12 protein-coding genes are annotated in these 19,715 nt (G+C 58.2%); 3 read left to right on the top strand and 9 right to left on the bottom strand.

Annotation, left to right across the window (positions count from 1 at the left end; all coding sequences use genetic code 11):
- The first annotated feature begins 37 nt into the window (after positions 1–37).
- Positions 38–994: a hypothetical protein gene (locus TU76_RS19905; protein ID WP_019825396.1), complete on the top strand. Its 957-nt coding sequence runs from the start codon at positions 38–40 to the stop codon at positions 992–994.
- 121 nt (positions 995–1,115) lie between these two features.
- On the opposite strand, the gene hldE is transcribed toward TU76_RS19905, so the two are convergent.
- A complete protein-coding gene (gene hldE, locus TU76_RS19900; protein ID WP_019825394.1) occupies positions 1,116–2,537 on the bottom strand; it encodes a bifunctional D-glycero-beta-D-manno-heptose-7-phosphate kinase/D-glycero-beta-D-manno-heptose 1-phosphate adenylyltransferase HldE in 1,422 nt (473 codons plus the stop codon).
- A gap of 151 nt (positions 2,538–2,688) precedes the next feature.
- Positions 2,689–4,497 carry a lipid A export permease/ATP-binding protein MsbA gene (gene msbA / locus TU76_RS19895; protein WP_019825392.1) on the bottom strand — a complete coding sequence of 603 codons (1,809 nt, stop codon included), beginning with the start codon at positions 4,495–4,497 and terminating at the stop codon, positions 2,689–2,691.
- 157 nt (positions 4,498–4,654) lie between these two features.
- On the opposite strand from msbA, the gene TU76_RS19890 reads away from it, so the two are divergent.
- Positions 4,655–6,505 (top strand): bifunctional O-antigen ligase/aminoglycoside phosphotransferase family protein, encoded by a 1,851-nt coding sequence (locus TU76_RS19890; protein ID WP_048352375.1) that lies wholly within the window; start codon positions 4,655–4,657, stop codon positions 6,503–6,505.
- 228 nt (positions 6,506–6,733) lie between these two features.
- Here the strand turns inward: TU76_RS19890 and TU76_RS19885 are convergent, their stop codons facing one another.
- The 7 genes from TU76_RS19885 to TU76_RS19855 form a co-directional block, all read right to left on the bottom strand.
- Positions 6,734–7,618 carry a glycosyltransferase gene (locus TU76_RS19885; RefSeq protein ID WP_019825388.1) on the bottom strand — a complete coding sequence of 295 codons (885 nt, stop codon included), beginning with the start codon at positions 7,616–7,618 and terminating at the stop codon, positions 6,734–6,736.
- Positions 7,615–8,766 (bottom strand): glycosyltransferase, encoded by a 1,152-nt coding sequence (locus tag TU76_RS19880; protein WP_019825386.1) that lies wholly within the window; start codon positions 8,764–8,766, stop codon positions 7,615–7,617. Before TU76_RS19880 ends, TU76_RS19885 begins: the two co-directional genes overlap by 4 nt.
- Positions 8,763–9,647 carry a DUF6625 family protein gene (locus TU76_RS19875; protein ID WP_173667386.1) on the bottom strand — a complete coding sequence of 295 codons (885 nt, stop codon included), beginning with the start codon at positions 9,645–9,647 and terminating at the stop codon, positions 8,763–8,765. The genes TU76_RS19880 and TU76_RS19875 overlap by 4 nt, the downstream gene beginning before the upstream one ends.
- A 63-nt stretch (positions 9,648–9,710) precedes the next feature.
- Complete coding sequence (locus TU76_RS19870; protein WP_048352384.1) at positions 9,711–11,117, bottom strand: PIG-L deacetylase family protein; 1,407 nt, start codon at positions 11,115–11,117, stop codon at positions 9,711–9,713.
- Between the two features lie 141 nt (positions 11,118–11,258).
- Positions 11,259–12,155: an antimicrobial resistance protein Mig-14 gene (locus TU76_RS19865; protein ID WP_046809154.1), complete on the bottom strand. Its 897-nt coding sequence runs from the start codon at positions 12,153–12,155 to the stop codon at positions 11,259–11,261.
- Positions 12,155–13,285 (bottom strand): glycosyltransferase, encoded by a 1,131-nt coding sequence (locus TU76_RS19860; protein WP_019825378.1) that lies wholly within the window; start codon positions 13,283–13,285, stop codon positions 12,155–12,157. Before TU76_RS19860 ends, TU76_RS19865 begins: the two co-directional genes overlap by 1 nt.
- Positions 13,269–15,026 (bottom strand): carbamoyltransferase family protein, encoded by a 1,758-nt coding sequence (locus TU76_RS19855; RefSeq protein ID WP_019825376.1) that lies wholly within the window; start codon positions 15,024–15,026, stop codon positions 13,269–13,271. The genes TU76_RS19860 and TU76_RS19855 overlap by 17 nt, the downstream gene beginning before the upstream one ends.
- 251 nt (positions 15,027–15,277) lie before the next feature.
- Between TU76_RS19855 and TU76_RS19850 the strand changes: the two genes are divergently transcribed.
- Positions 15,278–19,564: a membrane-targeted effector domain-containing toxin gene (locus TU76_RS19850; RefSeq protein WP_048352374.1), complete on the top strand. Its 4,287-nt coding sequence runs from the start codon at positions 15,278–15,280 to the stop codon at positions 19,562–19,564.
- Positions 19,565–19,715 lie beyond the last annotated feature (151 nt).

Below are 19,715 nucleotides of genomic sequence, written 5' to 3'. Positions count from 1 at the left end.
GCCGATGTGGCCGACCCCGACGCAAGAAGGAGCCGAGATGCCGCGCATGCTGATCCGCAAGAACCCCAGCGACTTCAAAACCCTGCCGTTGTTTGTCGAGGCCACGCCTGAAGGCTTGAGCTATCAAAGCGTCGGGATGCCGCTGAACTTCACGCAAACCCTGCAAAAACGCCGACCGGTGAAAGTGGCTAACAGTGAGCGTTTTTCACTGGAACTGGCGAATCTTGGCGTATCGGTACGCCTGACCTTGCATTGGCAAGGCCGCGATTACTGGGTGTTGGTGCGCCAACGCCGTCAGGATCGGGGCGATGTGGTGCTCAAGCTGATCTCGGGCTATGTCCCCGCCCATGAGGTCAACCTGCCCCTGCACACCGCCATCCAGGAAATTGCCGAAGAATGCTTGCTGGAAACCCCCGAGGGTTGGCTTAGCGGACGCTTCAACGAAACATGGCTACCGGCGCCCTATGCCGCCGCCCTGCATTACCGTGAAGCCCTGCCCTTTCGCCTCACGCCGCTGTCTGGCGCAGCGCGGCCCGTACGCTGTGGCAGCCAGCCCCTGCTCGAGCGGCCACGAACCTACGTGCATTTACCGACGGCGTCACTGCAGCTGATATACGACCTGCGCCTGGAAGTGCCAAAGGAGGCCAAGTCCCTGAGCCTGTTTCATGTCGATGAGCGACTGGAAGGTGATCAACTGGTCGCGCGCCTTGATCGCAAGCGCCCGGACCTGTACCTGATCCCGCTGACCGATGGCCAGCCCTGCGCCGAACTGTACACACTCACCAAAGACCAACTGCACCCCGCAAGTACCCGGGGCGTGCGTCTGGCCGAGAGCTTTGCGCCTCAAGACGGCTGGGTGGTACACGACGAACGGATTCACTGGAAAGATTGGGTCAAGCAGCAAGGCCTGAGCCCGCCGACACCGGAGTCCAGGCTCAAGCGCCTGACCGGTAAGGCGCGGCAGATTTTCAGGAAGGTCGTGAAGAAGGCTTGAGCGCAGCGCTCTGCACATGTGGGAACGGGCTTGCTTGCGATACAGGCGGCTCGGTCTGTCAGAAGAACCGAGTCGATCTCATCGCGAGCAAGCCCGCTCCCACAGTGCATCTGCCGGGTAATTACTGACCGCGGATTTTCTCGACAATCGCCGTGGTCGAGCTGTTTTCAACCAGCCCCAGCACTTTTACCGTACCGCCATAAGCCGCCACGATATCGGCACCGACCACCTGATCGATCCCGTAATCGCCGCCCTTGACCAGCACATCCGGCTTGACCTGGGCTAGCAGGTTTTCCGGAGTCGCTTCAGGGAAGCTGATCACCCAATCCACCGCGCCCAAGCCAGCCAGTACGGCCATGCGCCGGTCAACGCTGTTGATCGGGCGCCCCGGGCCTTTCAGGCGACTCACGGAAGCGTCATCGTTGACCGCCACGATCAAGCGATCGCCCTGGGCCCGCGCTTGTTCCAGGTAGGTCACATGACCGGCATGCAGGATGTCGAAGCAACCATTGGTGAAGACGATTTTCTCGTTGTGGGCCCGCGCATCTTCGATGGCCTGCAACAGCTGATCGAGACTCAGCACACCACGCTCCGAACCTTCGGAACGCTGAATCGCCCGGCGCAGTTCCGGCGCACTGATAGCGGCCGTACCCAGCTTGCCGACCACAATACCGGCCGCCAGATTGGCCAGCGCCACGGCGTGGGGCAGTTCTTCGCCGGCAGCAATGGCTGCGGCCAGGGTCGAAATGACGGTATCGCCAGCGCCTGTCACATCAAACACTTCACGAGCCCGAGCGGGCAAGTGCATGGCCGCAAAGCCCGGACGCAACAAGGTCATGCCATGTTCGCCACGGGTGACCAGCAGGGCCCCCAGATCCAGATCTGCCATCAGCTTGGCGCCTTTGGCCACCAGATCGGCCTCATCGGTACAGCCACCGACGATAGCTTCGAACTCGCTGAGATTGGGCGTGATCAGGCTTGCGCCACGATAGATCGAGAAGTCCTTGCCCTTGGGATCAGCCAGCACCGGAATGCCTCGGGCACGTGCGGCCTGGATCAACACCTGATGGTTTTTCAAGGCGCCCTTGCCATAGTCGGACAGCACCAGCACCTTGATACCTTCGAGCAGGTTTTCAACTTCAGCGCCCAACGCCAGGGCGTCGGTGGCGAACGGCTCTTCGAAATCGATACGCAGCAGTTGCTGGTGACGGCTCATGACCCGCAACTTAACGATGGTCGGCTGATGCGCGATACGCTGGAACAGTGCACGAACACCGGCGCCTTCAAGCCGATTGGCCAGGCTGTCGGCGGCTTCATCGTCGCCGGTCACACCGACCAGTGAGGCAGGCGCACCCAGTGCGGCAATGTTGAGCGCAACGTTGGCAGCGCCGCCTGGACGGTCTTCGATTTGCTCGACCTTGACCACCGGCACCGGCGCCTCAGGGGAAATCCGTGAGGTCCCGCCATGCCAATAACGGTCGAGCATGACATCGCCTACCACCAAGACAGGGGCTTGATCGAATCGCGGCATGGACAACTTCATGGAGATCCCACATACAAAATGAACAGGGGCGCGATATTAACACAGGGTGAACGCAGGTCAGTTCACGGTATTAATCGCAGCGAATGAGAATCAGGCAAAGCGAAAGTGTTGTGTAGCCGCTGCCGAAGTATTCGCCAGCGGCTACACAATGCTAGGCGATATCGCCAGAGGTTTGCGGGGCATCAAGGCCCATTGAGTGAAGACGCGCGTAGTAGCCGTTTAACGCCATCAACTCGGCATGGGTGCCGCGCTCGACAATCTGGCCCTGATCCATGACCAGGATCAGGTCGGCTTTCTCGATGGTTGTCAGGCGGTGAGCGATCACCAGGGTAGTACGACCCTTCATGACGTGGTCGAGGGCTGCCTGGATATGACGCTCAGACTCGGTATCCAGCGCCGAGGTGGCCTCATCGAGGATCAGCAACGGCGCGTTTTTGAGCAACGCCCGGGCAATCGCCAGACGCTGGCGTTGACCGCCGGAAAGCAGCACGCCGTTCTCGCCGACCTGAGTGTCCAGGCCTTGCGGTAATTGCTCGATAAAGTCCATCGCGTAGGCATCACGCGCGGCTTTTTCGATATCGGCACGGGGAGCACCTGCCAGATCGCCATAGGCGATGTTGTTGGCCACGGTGTCGCTGAACAGGGTCACATGCTGAGTCACCTGGGCAATATGTCGACGCAGGTTAAGCAGGCGGTAATCTTCGATATCAACGCCATCGAGCAGAATTTCGCCCGACGTGTGGTGATAGAAGCGCGGGATCAGGTTCGCCAGTGTCGACTTGCCGCTGCCGGAACGCCCCACCAGCGCCACCATTTGCCCCGGCTCGGCCGTGAAAGTCACGTCCTTGAGCACCTGACGGTCTGTGTCAGGGTAGGTGAAGTTGAGGTTACGCACGTCAAGACGACCGCTGACGTGGTCGCGCTCAACAGTGCCGGTGTCGACTTCAGGTTGTTCGTCCAGTTGCTCAAAGATGCTTTCAGCGCCGGCCACACCCTTCTGGATTGTCGAGCTGACTTCAGACAGCTGACGAATCGGCTTGGGCAGCAAACCTGCCAGGGTGATGTAGGCAATCATGTCGCCTGCCGAGGCATCGCCGCGGAGGTACAGCACCAGGAACATCAGGACGCCCATGGCCACGTAGATGACCAGTTGCAACATCGGGGTATAAATCGCCCCGGTGCGGGTCATGCGCAGTTGCTTGTCAGTGTTGCTCTGACTGGCTTCCAGAAAGCGTTTTTGCTCGTAGGCTTCACCACCAAAGCTGCGTACAACGCGATAACCCTGGATGGTTTCCGAGGCGACGTGTGTCACGTCGCCCATCGCCACCTGGATTTTCTTGCTTTGCTTGCGGAATTTCTTGCTGGCCGTACTCACCATGACTGCAATCAGCGGCAGGATCGCAACCATCACCAGCGTCAGGCGCCAGTTCATCCACAGCAACGAGCCAAACAGGAACACAACGGTCATGCCTTCACGGATAACGACCTTGATCGCATCGGTGGCAGCGCCAGTAACCATGGTCACGTTGAAGGTGATACGGGAGATCAGATGGCCGGAGTTGTGCTTGTCAAAGTAGCGATTGGGCAGTACCAGCAGGTTGTTGAACAGCTGGACCCGCAAGTCATGCACCAGGCCCAATGACACCTTGGCCAGGAAGTAGTTGCCCAGGAAGGAGCCCAGGCCCTGCCATGCGGCGATCAATACGATCAGTATCGGCACGACCTGCAACAGGCGCAGATCACGCAAATAAGGAATAGTGGGAAACAGCACTGCGTCCGGATTGGACAGGCCATCGACGAAATACTTGAGGATGTAACCAAGCATTGGCTGGGTCGAAGCGAAAATAAGAAACCCGAGGATGCTCAGCAGGAACAGGCCGACATAAGGCCGGACATAGCTGAGCAGGCGCAGATATATCTTCAAGCTCGATTCGCTTGTGCTGGGGCTGGATTCGGTCATATCACGCGGCGGTTAGTAAAAAAGGAAGCTGACTTTATCACAGCTTCTCTGGTGTACTGACTGCCGCTTGAAGCCCGGCCTCGCAGGGCAGTAAAAACGACACTTCAGGGCCAGTACGCTAGTATGGCCGTCCAAAACCTGGAATGAACCTTTCAGCATGCAATTCAGTTACTTAAATTATTCAAAGCAGCGGGTGTTTGATTTCATCTGCCTGTGGCTACTCCCTGTCGGCCTTTTATTACTCCTCTCCGACCTTTATTTCCTGCCCGGGCGCAGTCTGCATCACAAGTTGTATTACGGCCTGTTCAGTATTCCGACCCTTATTGCGATTATCTTGCGGCCCAGGGAGCTGAAAGAAATCCTGCGTGACCCGATAGTCCTCGGCTTCATGCTATTTGCCGCCTGGGCGATGGCCAGCCTGATGTGGACTAACGGCGAAGAAGACTTCCTGGGCTCGCTCAAGCCGGCCCTGCACCTGCTGATGCTGTTCTGGGGCTGCACGCTGCTGACCCGATACCGCAGTGAAAGCCTGCAGCCGGTGTTCTTCGCGGCGGCGATCATCGCCTTGGTCGCGACCGTCTATAACCTGTACATGTTTATCAGCCATTTCGCCCCGCAAGATCGGATGGTGGGGGCGGGAGCGTTCGACAATCCACTGCTGAGCTCCCACGCTTTCGGCTTTTTCTGCATTTACTGGCTCACCCTGGGCATGACCTGCAAACGCCCGCAGATCCTGTTTATCGCGATCCCTGCTTTTACCATCATGTTCGCAGCACTGCTGGCCACCGGTTCCAGAACCCCCCTGGTGGCAGTGGTCATGGCCATGGTGTGGTTGAGCTTTATCTGCTGGAACCGTCGCTCATTGGCGTTGATGAGCATGCTCATCGCGGGTGGAGTCGTGGTGATAGCACTGTTCTCCGAGATGATTATGAGCCGCGGCAGCTCATTCCGTTTTGAGCTGTGGCAACTGGTGCTTGAGCAGATCAAGCTGATGCCCTGGATCGGGCATGGTTACGAATCGACTCTGAGCCTGGATCCGGGTGCGGGCTTACTGTTGAGCGAACCTCACAACTTCGCCCTGGGTGTGCTTTATTACACCGGCATTCTGGGCTTCACGCCCTGGCTGTTCATGCAGGTCTGGGGGCTGTACAGCAGTTGGCGCCATCGCGTGCAACCGCTGTTCATCCTGGCGTCTGCCTGGCTGGTGTACGGCATCGGGGCCGGCCTGACTGAAGGCGGCGGCATATTGCCAAGGCCCAAAGAACACTGGTACCTGCTGTGGATTCCGCTGGCCCTGATTGCTGCACTGAGCATCAACCAGCGCTTCAAGACCCTGCGTGACCGGCCTGTTCGCAGCCTCTCCCGGGCAGCTCTGGACACCCTTCAGGCCCATGCACACGTCATTGAAGAAGATGGTCTGGGGCCAAAAGTCCTGCGCCTGGAAAACGGTAACTTCCTCAAGCTGTTCCGCGGGCGTCGCTGCTACACGTCCGGCAGCTTTAACCCGTACTCCGAGCGCTTTGCCGTAAACAGCGAGCGCTTGCAGGACATGGGGATTGCAGCACCTAAAATCCTGGACCTGTATCAACTGACTGACGGCAGCACTGCTGTGCTCTATCAGCCGCTACCGGGCCAAACCCTGCGTCAGGTGATGCAATCGATGGGATCGCCTGCGGTTCGCCAGGCACTGGTTGAGCGTTTCGGCAAGTTCCTGGCGGTCCTGCATGGCAAGGGCGTTTACTTCCGCTCGCTGCACTTGGGTAATGTGTTGCTGATGGACGATGGTGAATTCGCCCTGATCGATATCGCCGACATGCACATCTACCCTTCATCGCTCCGGATCGCCTTGCGCAAGCGCAACCTGCGCCACATGCAGCGCTATCCTGAAGATCGTCGCTGGTTGTTCGAAGAACAGCTGCAGGCGCTACTCGACGGCTATGCCAGCTTGGCTGATCCTGTGGCCGTTAACAGCCTTAGCCAGCAGATCAAGGTACAAGCGGCAACCTGATGCATCAGGGGGAGCACCTTCAGGTGCTCCTGACCAGAACCGTATACAGCTCTACATCATGCGTGACCCATCGTTACACCCGACAGCAAGATCCTGTTGGAGCACAGCCACCCATCACTGCCCACCACCCCATCCCCACGGATGCCGTTCTAAACGGTTAGGTCATGGACAGATCGCACGCTTCGCCCAACATCGTTCAATCCAGCCCTAGACGCACGCCCTCCCGTCTCAGTCTTTTTCCAGCGGCGAAAAATACAACCGTCCCAAGCCTCGCCAGGTCTTACCCGTCCAGTGCTTGAACGGAATCTGGGCCAACAACTCACGGGCCAGCGCACGATTGCGATTGGCCGTTTTCAGGAACATGGAGTTGAGAAACTTGTAGCGCACCTCGTCATACAGCGGGTGATCACTGAACAGTGCATAGATACGCAAAATACTGTCGATCATGAAGCGATGGTTCTTGTAGGAGTTGGTGGCGTGCTTGCGATAGCGCGCCATCACCACGTTCAGACCGTCGATAAAGTACCCGGCATGGGTAATCTTCAGCTCGATGTACAGGTCTTCAAGGCGAATGCTCGGGTCAAACCCCCCCACCTTGTCCAGCGCTTCGCGGCGGATCATCAGGGTGGGCGCTGGCGGATACGGTTTGCGCTCAAGGAACATGTCATCGAAATCCAGACGCCTGAACGGCACATCCCGGCGCTGGCGCTTCTCCGGGAAGGGGTTGCCCTGGGCATCGATCAACTCGATATTGCCCGCGCAAATACCCACCTCGGGCTTGCCATCCATATACGCGACCTGCACCGCAATGCGGTCCGGCATCATGATGTCATCGGAGCCGAACGGCACAATCAGACTGCCCTTGGCGCGGGCAATAGCGCCGTTAAGGGTATTGGTCAGCCCCTGATTCTGCTGTACCCGAAAGTCGAAACCATGCACCGCCTGCAAGCGCTCAATGCGCTCCACGCTGTCATCGGGCGAGCCGTCATCGATCACCAACAACTCAATATTGGGATAGGTCTGGTCCAGAACACTCTGGATGCTCTGCTCGATATAAGGCCCGTGGTTATAAGAGGCGATGATCACCGTTACCAAGGGTTGCGAATCTGTCATGGGTGCTCCTTGCGTGCCTGGCTCAAGCCAGAGTCGATCAAATCCAGATACTGTTGACGGAACACTTCAATGTCGTGGTGCTCCTGCAAGTAGCGATATGCCTGTTCGCCCTTGGCCTGCAGTGCCTGATCCGACAAGGCCAGGTATTCATCCAGCGCGGCGGTCAGTGTTGCCACATCGCTGGGCTTCACGGCCAGGCCACCGGCGCCTTCAATCAGCGGCAACATCGCCGGCACATGGGTTGCGATCACCGGCAAATGCCCGCTCATGCCTTCAAGCAATGCCAACCCCAGGCCTTCAGCCAGCGAAGGCATGGTCCAGATGTCAAAGGCGCGCACGTACTGCAGTGCGTTCTCTTGAAAACCCAGAAGATGCGCACGGCCATTGAGGCCCAACTGCTCGATCTGGTCGCGCAAGCGCGACTCTTCACGCCCGGCGCCGATGATTGCCAGCTGCGCGGTCGGGTATTTGTCTTTCAGGGCGGCGAAGGCTTGCAGCAAGAAACGATGGCCCTTGATCGGGACCAACCGTCCAAGTGCCCCAATCATCCGGGCATCCTGGTCCAGACCGAGTTTTTCACGGGCCTGCTGGCGTGGCAGTTGCAGGGCTTCAGCTTGTTCAATGTCGATAGCATTGGTGATGGCCACGGTATTTTGCTCGGTGAAACCGCACTTGCAGTCGAGCAGATACTGTTTGACCGCAGGCGACACGCCGACAAAGCGCCATGCCTTGTCGATCAGGCGCTTGGCCTGGCTGCGACGATAGAAGCGGTCGTACTCACCAAAGCCGTGTGAAATGCCCACGCACAACGGGATCTTCAGCCAGCGGTTGAGTTGCAGCATCATATTTACCGGCTTGAAGCGGTTGCAAATCACCACATCAAACTGCTCTTTACGGCAAAACTTATACAACGCCCACATGGCGCGCAGACGCATACCCTTGAGCGATTTGTCGCTGAATTCGAAATACACCGAGTGATCAGCCTTGCTCACCGGCTCACCCGGACCCGGACGCCCACGCAAAAAGGCCGCCGTGATTTCGTAGCGCTCACGGGGGAGCGCGCGCACGATCTGCTCGGCGAGATCGGCAAAGTCATGGGATTTGACGTTGTAATCGGGCTGCAATTGCAAAACCTTGGAACGCTTCATAAGTCTCCCCGGTGAAACCCGGTGGCATCAATAACCCAGGTCGGCTCTGCAGCAAGACGCTGGATTGCAACTGGATCAGGAGCAGGCAGCTTCGCCCACTCATTACGCTTCCAGCACACGAAATGAAAATAAGGAAAGGTATGGTCGCCGTCACGATCATTTTTCAATTTGCCGTTGATCCAGAACCACTTGCCCGGGAAGTTCTCAGTACCGTCATGCCACTTGATGCACCCGCCCGGGGTGCTGAATGCCTCGGTGAATTCGCTGGTACGGCGTAGTGGATTAAATTGGCCCACCAGCTCGAACAGCGGTTTTGGCAGATTTTTGCGCCACAGGAAAATCCGGCTGAAAGCCCCTTCGTCCAGCGCATGATGCTGGTCATCCGTAAAGCGCTGCTGCCAGTCCTTGATCCTCATGAACAGTTCGCGCTTGCAAGCCGTATTGCGCAGCAAGCACAAATGGCCAGCCACTCGGCGCTCATGGGTGGAAAACAGGTCATAACGCGCCAGACGCTCGGCGGTGAAATAGCTGCGCAAATCCCCGTAGATCAGATCAATGTCGCCAAAGGCCCAGAAGTCGTAGCCCTGCAGGCGGTCTTCATGGATATAGCCCAGCGCCGGTTTGATATCACACAGCTTATAGGCGTCTTTGGGCGAGAAATCGATCTTCAGGCGCTCCGACACCTTATGGCAATAATCGGCAAAACTGATGGGTTCAATGGTCACGTTGGCCGGCAGGTTTTCAGGTACCCCACAGTCACTGAAAAACAGCCAGTCAATATCAGGATTGTGCCGACAACTTTCGAGGAAAAAAGGGATCCAGAACGGCCATCGGCCGAAGTAAGGGATCACAAATAAAATACGCGGTGATGGTTTTATCACGAGGAACTCAATGTAAAGGTCGAGATTAGAACCAATGCTATGGCCCTGCTTACTGTGTTCTTATTATTTGAGTCGCCAAAACAGTTCATGACGCCGAACCGCTTTGCGAAAGAATTCATTTTCGCCATAAGGTGATGGCGTTCTGCCTGCCAAGAGCTGCTGTATCGACCGCCGCAGCCTGCGCTTGAGTGCGGCTCGGGGCTGCAGGTCATGCATCATGCCCAGCGCCATGGCCTTGTCTCGCTGCTGCTCCAGGTTCAGCGCCAGACTGCAAGGGCGCAGGCTGAGGGAGGCATCGAACACCGGCGGCAAGGCAATGCCATCCCCGCTGTTGCCCATCGGCCAACGATCGTTGTCATGCAGATGGTTGGCGTAGCCAAGCACGGTGGTCGGCTGCCACGCCAGGCCCTCAAGGGCTTCTATGACGGCGGCGTGGGCACAGATATGGTCTGGATGCGGATCGATTGCCGGATGCGGCAGCACGACCACTTCTGGGCGAGCGCGCAGGATCAACGCCCGCAGGTCCGCCAGCAGATTATTCCAGGTCGGTGCGCCATCCAGATCACCGGGCAGCGGGAACGGGTTGAACTGGCGGAACACGCGTGTGTCGCTCAAGTCAGCCTCTCGCGAAGCCATCGGTTGATCGGGGGCAGCCCGCATGGCGGGCAATTGCAGGCAAAAATACCCCAGTTGCGCGCAACGGCCTTCAGGCACACCGGCCCAACGCGGCACAACCATACTGTCCCAGGCACGCAAGCGGCCTTTGAGACGTGCGGCGGCGGCGCGCTCCAGACCCATCTGTTGATAATGTTCGGCTTCGATCTCACCCGCGGTCAGGGTCACAATCCAGGCTTCCCGGGCCTGACTGTACAACCCGAAAGCAGCCAGTTCAGCGTCGTCGGCGTGGGGGGCGATCACCATCACGCGCTGATCGCGATAATCGGGCTGGCGGAAAACCCAGAGTTCAGGCTGACCCAGGGCGCGGCAAAAACGACCGCGAACATGCAGTCTCCCACCGACCAGAGCCGAGCCGCAGCCGCTTAAATTCAGATAGCGCAGACCGTTGACGCCACGTTCAAAGGTTTGCCGGTCTGCTGGCTCTGCGCCCGACAGCTGTACATACGGATCGAAAAAACGCCCCAGCCAGCCACTTTTAATCTTGATTGCCAGAATCAGGGTTTCATCGCCATCGAGCATCAGCGGCTGATCAACAACCAGCTTGTCACCCACAAGGCGAACCACCGGGTGCTCAGTGTCGGGCGCAAAGTTGTACCGGTAATCGTCCTGGGCCGAATAGAACAAGTGATCGGCAAACCAGGCTTCGTGAGCCACCCAACCCAGCACCGCCAACACCGGCGCCAGCCACCAGGCCAACACCACACCACTGGCAATCAGCACCAGCAGGCCAATCAGCAGGCTAATACGCTTGTTGCGCCGGTGACGCTTGAGGAGCTGTTGCTTGCGACTCATGGGCTGGCTCATGACTTGGCTCTTGTGATTGAACGCCCGTGGGCGGGCCTGCTCGCGGTGCAGGCACTACGACATGTAAAAAAAATCGCAGTAATACCATCGCGAGCAAGCCCGCACCCACAAGGTTTATGTGCGTATGTTTCAGACTTTGAACACAGGCACCGGGTTACACCAACGCTCTTTGTACTCGCGATCGGCTCGGCCAAACGAGAAGCGTAAAGGCTTGTTGACGCTACGGGCCTGCTCCCAGGCGGCTTGGGTATTGATAAAGCTCAACACGCTGCCGGGGCTGAATTCCCGGGTTTCAGGGTCGACGCCACCATTGACGTACTCGACGCTGATCCACTCTGGCGACTCGGCCCGGTACACCAGTTGAATGGCTATCGGCGCATCATTGAGAAAAATCACCGAACCGATCAACAGTTCACGCAACAGCTCGATCACTTCGGCCATGCGCTCCGCACCGGTGGCAACAAAACCCCAGCGCCGCAGGAATAAATCGCAATAAATGCTCGCCAGCTCTGCACTGGAAAACTCAGAAACCGGGCGCACAACGCCGCCAGCCTCTTCCAGCAGACGCAGCTCGCGGCGCTGGTTATAGCGGAATTTTTTCGACAGCTCTTCGGGTGTGCGGGCCATGGCCAACTGCTCGGCCTGAGGTTTGAGCGTACTGAAACGGCCCTCATTGAGTTGGGACAGATAACGCCCACGATGTCGCAAAGGCGCTTGAGCATCCGCAGCAGCGGGCAGGATCAGCTCGGCATTGCCCAGGTCGAACAGGCCTTTTTTACCGTGACGCTTGAGCACATCCTTGGACAAGGCGAGATCGCGTCCCCAGGTCGGGATCGCCGCTTTCAGCTCGCCGTCTTGCTCCCAGGCCAGATACCGCACCGGGATACCCGCCAACTGCGCCAGGCGCTCAACCACCAGCGGATGGGTGGCAACACTGCCACCAAAGCGCTGCCAGGCATTGGCATAGGTGTCAGCATCGACAACGCTCCAGCTGCGCTCGCGCCAGCCTTGAAATCGATTGAGCATCAGGACTCCGCAGTCAGATCGGTGACTTGCGCCAAGCGCCAGAAGGTATCGCGCACCGCTTCATCGCTGAAACGCTCATGCAAGCGTGCCAGCATCAGCTCTGCGCACGCCAGGCGCTGCTCATCATTGAGTTGCGCCAAGTGTTGCAGGCCTTGGGCCAGATGCTCAGCATCGCCCAGTGGAAACAGGATACCCACACCCTCGACGACTTCTTTTGCACCGCCACAAGCCGTCGCCAACAACGGCACGCCTGCCGCCATGGCTTCAAGCAGCACCATGCCGAACGGCTCGTGATCGGAGCTCAACGCAAACACATCAAAGGCCCGGAAATAACGCCGTGCATCGGGCACCTGGCCCAAAAACAGCACCTGCCCGCCGACCCCGAGTTCGTGGGCCAGTTCTTTGAGATCCTGCTCCAGACGACCCTTGCCCATGATCACCAACTGACTGTCAGCAGGCAGGTTGGGCAATGCACTGGCAAAACCACGAATCAGCGTAGCCTGGTCCTTGTCCGGATGCAGACGGCCGACGTTACCGACAATAAAACCGTCAACCGACAACCCCAACGCTTCACGCGCCGGAGTGCCAGACAACTGGTCGGCTTGTACGGTATCGATATCGATGCGGTTATAGAGCGTGTTGATACGGCCAGTCGGCCACTTGGGCAAACACTTGCGCATGTCGTCGCGCACCGCGTCTGACACACCGAGCAGGCTCAGGCGCTTGCGAAACAGGTGAGCGAACAGTTTGCGACTGCGCCGCTCATAGTCGCCAAATGCGTGATGTACGCCAATCACCGGCAAACCAGTGGCCAACAAGGCGATATATATCGGCTTGAAGCGGTGGGCGATGCAAAAACTGAAATTGCGCGAAGCTGCGATCTTGCGCAGCTTCGCGATGGCGCCCAGCTTCAGGCCACGAATGGCCTTTGAGCTGAACTCCATAAACAGCACTTCATCAGAATCGCAGCCTGCTGCCACTTCAGGGTCGGCCGCCCCGGTCAAAAAGACCGTGGTGACCTTATACCCGGTGCCGGAAAACAGGCTGGCGTACTGGCGCGCGCAGTCCAGGAACGGCCCGTCATAGCCGTGACAGAACTGCAGCACATGACGCTCAGTCGAGCGATTCATAAGTCTCGGCGCCGTCTTTAACTACCAAAATATCTTCCATGATCAGGTACTGCAGATCGGAACCGAAGAACATGTTCAGCGCGTCGGTCGGCGAGCAGACCATCGGTTCGCCGCGACGGTTGAGCGACGTGTTCAGCGACACACCATTACCGGTCAGCACTTCGAGCGCCTTCATCATGTCGTAGTAACGCGGGTTGTATTCGCGCTTGAGCACCTGGGCACGGGAAGTGCCATCTTCATGGACAACCTCTGGCACGCGGGTTTTCCATTCGTCAGACACTTCAAAGGTGAAGGTCATGAACGGTGCCGGGTGATCGACCTTGATCATCTGCGGGCCAACGGTGTCGAGCATGGACGGGCAGAAAGGCCTCCAGCGCTCGCGGAACTTGATTTGTTCGTTGATGCGGTCAGCCACGCCTTCGCTGCTCGGGCAACCGATGATCGAACGACCGCCCAATGCACGCGGACCGAACTCCATGCGGCCCTGGAACCAGGCCACCGGGTTGCCGTCGACCATGATCTTGGCGATCTTCTCCGGGGTGCCCTCGATCTTGCGATACGCAGGCTTGCCAGGGTGACGGGCACAGGCTGCGATCACGTCTTCGTTGCTGTAGGCAGGGCCGAGGTAGACGTGTTCCATCTTCTCGACCGGCACGCCGCGAGCGTGAGACACGTAAGCAGCGGCGCCGACAGCGGTGCCGGCATCGCCGGAGGCAGGTTGAACGAACAGCTCTTTGACTTCAGGACGGGCGATGATTTTCTGGTTCAGCTTCACGTTCAACGCGCAGCCGCCCGCAAAGGCCATCTTGCCGGTTTCTTTAAGAATGTCGCCCAGGTAGTAATCGATCATCTGCAGCGACAGTTTTTCAAACAGCGCCTGCATGCTGGCCGCGTAGTGGATATACGGCTCGTCGGCGATATCGCCTTCGCGCTTTGGTCCCAGCCACTCGATCAGTTTTGGCGAGAAGTAGAACCCCTTGCCTTTCTCTTTGTAGCGACGCAGGCCGATCACGTTGGCGTATTCGGTATTGATCACCAGCTCGCCGTTTTCAAATGAGGCCAGGCGCGAGAAATCGTATTTGCTGGCGTCGCCGTACGGCGCCATGCCCATGACCTTGAACTCACCGTCCAGCATCTCGAAACCGAGGAACTCGGTAATCGCGCCGTACAGGCCACCCAGGGAGTCCGGATCGAAGAACTCCTTGATCTTGGTGATCTTGCCGTTTTCGCCGTAGCCGAAGAACGTTGTGGCGTACTCGCCCTTGCCGTCGATACCCAGGATCGCGGTTTTCTCTTTGAAACCCGAGCAGTGGTAGGCGCTGGAAGCGTGGGCCAGGTGATGCTCAACCGGTTCGATCTTGATTTTCTTCGGGTCGAAACCCAGTTGCTCAAGGCAGAACACGATTTTGTTGCGATAGCGTTTGTAGCGACGGTTGCCCATCAGGATCGCGTCAAGGGCGCGGTCCGGGGCGTACCAGTAGCGCTTGGCGTAATGCCAGCGTGCCTTGCCGAACAAGCTGATCGGCGCGAACGGGATCGCCACTACGTCAACGTCGGAAGGTTTGATACCCGCCTGCTCAAGGCAGAATTTCGCGGACTCGTAGGGCATGCGGTTCTTTGCATGCTTATCACGCACGAAGCGTTCTTCTTCAGCCGCCGCTACCAGCTTGCCGTCGATATAGAGGGCTGCGGAGGGATCATGGCTGAGGGCGCCGGACAGGCCAAGAATCGTCAATGCCACAGGTTGGGCCTCTTTTGAATGCAGGCAGGCGGCGGGCGCCTGAAAAATTAATGCGTCCCCCGCAAGGCGAGAAACAGCTAAAGAGCGGGATTATAGCGTAAAGACACCGCAAATGACCCAGCGCGATTTGCCACGCCTCACACCAGAGTCCGCCAACAACCAATTCTAGATCTATGTAAGCCCAGCCCCTGAACGTTTGGGGGTTTCCTGTGATTACACCGACGTACGCGTCAACTCACAGGACATACAAGATGCCTACCCCCCTCGAAAACCTGACAAATGCAGCACACGAACTGCTTTTGCTGCGCAATGCCCTCCCCAACCTCGATCTGTCACTGGATCACCGCTTGCGGATGTTTTTCCCGCACCTTCCCGCTGACACTTGCACAGACTTTCTCTTTCTCAATGCACAAGCAGTGCCCGAACCCGGGCAGCTTCCGACCATCGTCAGCCAGTCCGTGACCGCCCTCATAGACCAGTGTTATCAAACCGCAAAGGTTCCGACCTTCGTCCAGGGTTCGTCGCGGATTTACACAGACGCCTACACCCTGGACGACCAGGACCTTGCCAGCGGCATCACCATCCCGGAGCTTGAAAAGTACCTTGAGTTTGTAGTCCGCTCCCCAGAACTGTGTGTGAGGGATGCCTTGAATGACTTCTGGCGAACGCCTCATGACGATCTCAACGCGCTGACCCCGAAAGACTGGCTGGCTCAATTGGCCCAAAAACTGATCCGGGCCGAAGCTACCGTACGCCACACAGACACCACCCTTAGCCCCAACGCGATGGAAGCCATTAACCAGCTCTTACCTGATACCAACTTGCCATCCGCGCAACAAAGCCCCAGCGCCTACGGCTTTTATACGCTGGCATTCACCGGCCCTGCCCCCCAAAACCCCAGCCCCCTTCATGGCGCATTCGTGATCACCCGCAGAAATCTCCCCCTGGGTTCTGCCGACCCCCGGGACATCCGTGCGGTTCAAGACGCCAGCCCGCACACCGTCGTGTTTTACCTGCCCAACAGCGGTCTGCAAGAGTTCGACTCAATCGCCGCGCTTACCCATGAACTGAGCGCCCGGCTCAAAGACCCTTACCAGCGCGAGGCGCTGCTCGATTGCGTACTGGCAGAGCAGCGCATGTCGGCCATGGCTCATGAGGACGTGAGCTACCACCCGGTGGAGGACCATGACGTACCCACCTTCTACTGCAATCAATTGATCCACAAACAAGAACACGACCTGCGCCATGCCTGGTCTGTGGCACGCACCCTGAAGCAAAACGCGTCTCTCGATCTGTTATCCGAGTCTATCGACCAGTCACTGAACTCAAGCCTGCCCCTCAATCCAACCAATATTGTGCGAAACCGCTACACCCGACTGGTGGAAAGGCAATTGCCCGACTGGTTGAAAAACGCCTCGGAGGAAGACAAAACCCAATGGCGGCTGGCGGTTGAGCGTTTGAACCACCAACGCCAGGCGGCCGAGACCGACGACGCCCGCCCCCTGGGTGAAATCGGGCGTAAACACACATTGCTAGGTTATGCCCGCCTTGAGTTGCGACAACAGATCAAAAAAGACCACGGTATGGACGTAGACCCCGACGATATTTTTATCTCGACCACAGAGGCCCAACGCACCGGCCCGCTGATCAACCCCACTGGCGGCTCCGGGTTTGCTGCCGGGGTGAGCCTGGACAGGACGGGACCGGCCATCAGCTACCACACCACCCGGCGCAGCCTGAGCGAATTGGCGTTGTCCAACGTCGGCATCTGGGATCTGACCTTCGCCCTGACTGCACAGGTCAAGGATGGCGCGGGCAACAGGCATCCGGTGCTGAACAGCAGCTACCTCAAAGCCCTGGTGCGCCAACTGGACATCGGCGAGCACTACAAAAAAAGGCTCAACGACCTGCTGGTCAACTCCAGACAGGCCCAGTGGCGCAAGGAGCGTTACGTCGCCTTCAAGCAAGCACAGCTGAGCCTGGACCTGCTCGAAGCCAGACTGTCGGGCACTCTGAGCGCCGATCAGGCGGCGTGGGTCAGGGCCGCGCTGGAGCACCCAGCAGAAAGCAGCCGCCCGCGTGTCAACGGTGCGCAGGTCAAAGTCCATCTGCTGATGCTGCGCTACAAACCACTGCCGGGGGTCCTGGTTTTCAGTTCAACCGGCTCGCAACAATTGCTGTGCTACACCCCCGACGCCTCAGAGAACCGCTGGTTCCTGATCGCCAACTCACGCAATGAGCTGGGCCAGATGCTGTCACGCCCTCAATGGCGCAGCTACCTGCTGCGTCGCGTAACGGCAGCACAACAGGCCTATATCAAACCGCTGCTCATCCAGGGCCTGACCGACAGCCACCTGCAACTGCAGGCCATCAGCCCTAACCTGTTCGAAACGTCTTACGACACCGAAGCCCTGCATGCCATTCACGATGCCGACGAGCAGACAACCTCGACCTGGGAAAGCAACGTCAGCACCGCAACCGACGCAGCGCTGACGGCAATCGATATCATCTCGTTCGCGCTACCGATCAAGGTGTTGCTGCCCATCGTACTGGCGCGGTTTATCCATCAGATCCTCAGAGGCCTCGACGCCCTGCAACGAGACGAAAAAAACGAAGCGTTGCTGCACTTCTTAGAGTCCATCACTCACCTGACTGATGCAGCGTCAGACTTCACCGGCTCTGCAATATTCGGCAAAACGATCCGCCAGCGTATCAAGCAGCCCTCCCCCTCATTGAGTCCAGGGGGCGCCAGCACAGCCCCTGGTGTCGGGCTAAGGCTGCGTACCGGAGACACATACGGTGCCGGGGTCTACGAGGCGCTCGCCAGCAATGGACAGACCACCCACTACACCAAAGACTCCCACGGCAATCTTTACCGTAGCCGGTACGACAACCTCGATGAACTCTGGCGCGCCGTGGATGAACGCAAACCTGACGCGCCGTACCGCATCCCCCTGCGCCAACTCTCGGCAGGCCTCTGGGATGCCGACCTGACCGCACCCTTGCTCAAGCAAAAACCTGGAATTGAACGCGTCATAGAGCGCGCACGAATCAGTGGCGTCGACCTCAGCCGTCACACCCCTGACGAGCAAGGCATCTACCGGCTGAGCAACATGCGTTACATCCAACAAAACGGCATTGTATTTGAGGTCTATAGCGGCTGGCTGGGGCGCACCTGGTACTTGCAACTACCACGGGGCTCGCACAGCGAAGCCAGCGCAACTTACAAGGTGCGACGCACCGCCGGGCGCTGGGAAATCAAGCACACACTGGCGGACAACAGCAAGCGCTGGGAGCCATTGGTCCGCGATCATACTGGGCTGGCTATCGACCCGCCTGCGGTCAAATACAGCGACTACGACATGCCGGGTGAATACAGGGAAACACTGGGCGACATCATCGCCAACTACCGCGCCGCCCTGGATGGCGACTACGCATTTATGGATGTCACCTCCCATCACAGCGCGGCGAATCGGGCGTTCATCAACCTGAGGGTCAAACTGCTGGCGGATGCAAAAGCTTGGTACCTGACAAAACCTGCAAAACCCCGCGTCACTCGCCCGGTACTGGCAGGCAACGTCACGCAGCAAGATCTGCTCAAGTACTTGTTCGAGCATTCGGATGGCATCGTCTGGGGTGAAACCCACGCCCATCAATCGGGCAAAAAAATCTTGATTGAACACATGGCCCAGTTGTCCGCGAGCGATGTAAAAACACTCTACATGGAACACCTGCAAAGCGACTTGCACCAAAGCCTTCTGGATGACTACTTCCAAACCGGAAAAATGCCCTTGAAGCTGGACAGGTTTCTACAGAGTCAGGACCTAGGCCATCGCCTTGATCCCAACAGCACCTACACATTCAGCCAACTGGTGCGTGAGGCCAGACAGCATGGCATCCAGATTGTCGCCATTGATTGCTCGGCCAGTTACTTCCCTAAAGGCACGCCAAGCGAAACGCCTTGGCTGACCCGCTATGAAACGTTCAGCTACTTTGCGTCGCGCACGATTCGTGCCCATCAGGCACGCACCGGGGAGCACAAATGGGTTGCCCTCACGGGTAATTCTCATGCCAACACGTTTGAAGGCATTCCGGGGCTGGCCGAACTCGAGGGCGTTGTGGGTGTGCGGATTTCGGATACGGCTCCGGGCACCAGCCTTGGCTTGCGTCAGGACATAGGGGAAATCATCCCGCCGGTCATGGCACATGACAATTACGTGTTTTTGAAAAATGACTACTGGCTGCAAATCGATACACCGGGCAGACAGCCCAAACGCCCTGCGCTCTCTCTGGCGCAAACCACTACCCGGCTCAAAGACCCGGGCTATTTCCGGTTTGAGAATGCTTCAACCAACGGCGCGCAGTTGATTCATCGCTCCAGCAGCCACGAAATCATTCACACCCCCTTGCAGACCGACCCCGGGGGGCAACTGTTTATCGAGCGCGACAGTTGGCCGACCCTCCATCAAAAACGTTATGACACGCTCAAAGACCTGATCCATGCCTTGCAAGACATCAACATGACGCACGTGCAGTAACGCGACGTCTCAGACTCAAAACTCCCAAGCATAAGGATGCCCTGGCATGTCCTTGTGCTTGTTTTACTGGATATCCCCACCTCAGCCGCTAAACTGCGCGCCCTCTGCTAGCCTCATCCCCGTTGCCCTGGACGGGTCGCGTCACACGGAA

Source organism: Pseudomonas psychrophila (genome assembly GCF_001043005.1).
Lineage (GTDB): Bacteria > Pseudomonadota > Gammaproteobacteria > Pseudomonadales > Pseudomonadaceae > Aquipseudomonas > Aquipseudomonas psychrophila.
Note: the sequence above shows the minus strand (reverse complement) of the source record. Positions and strands in the feature narration are given on the sequence as shown.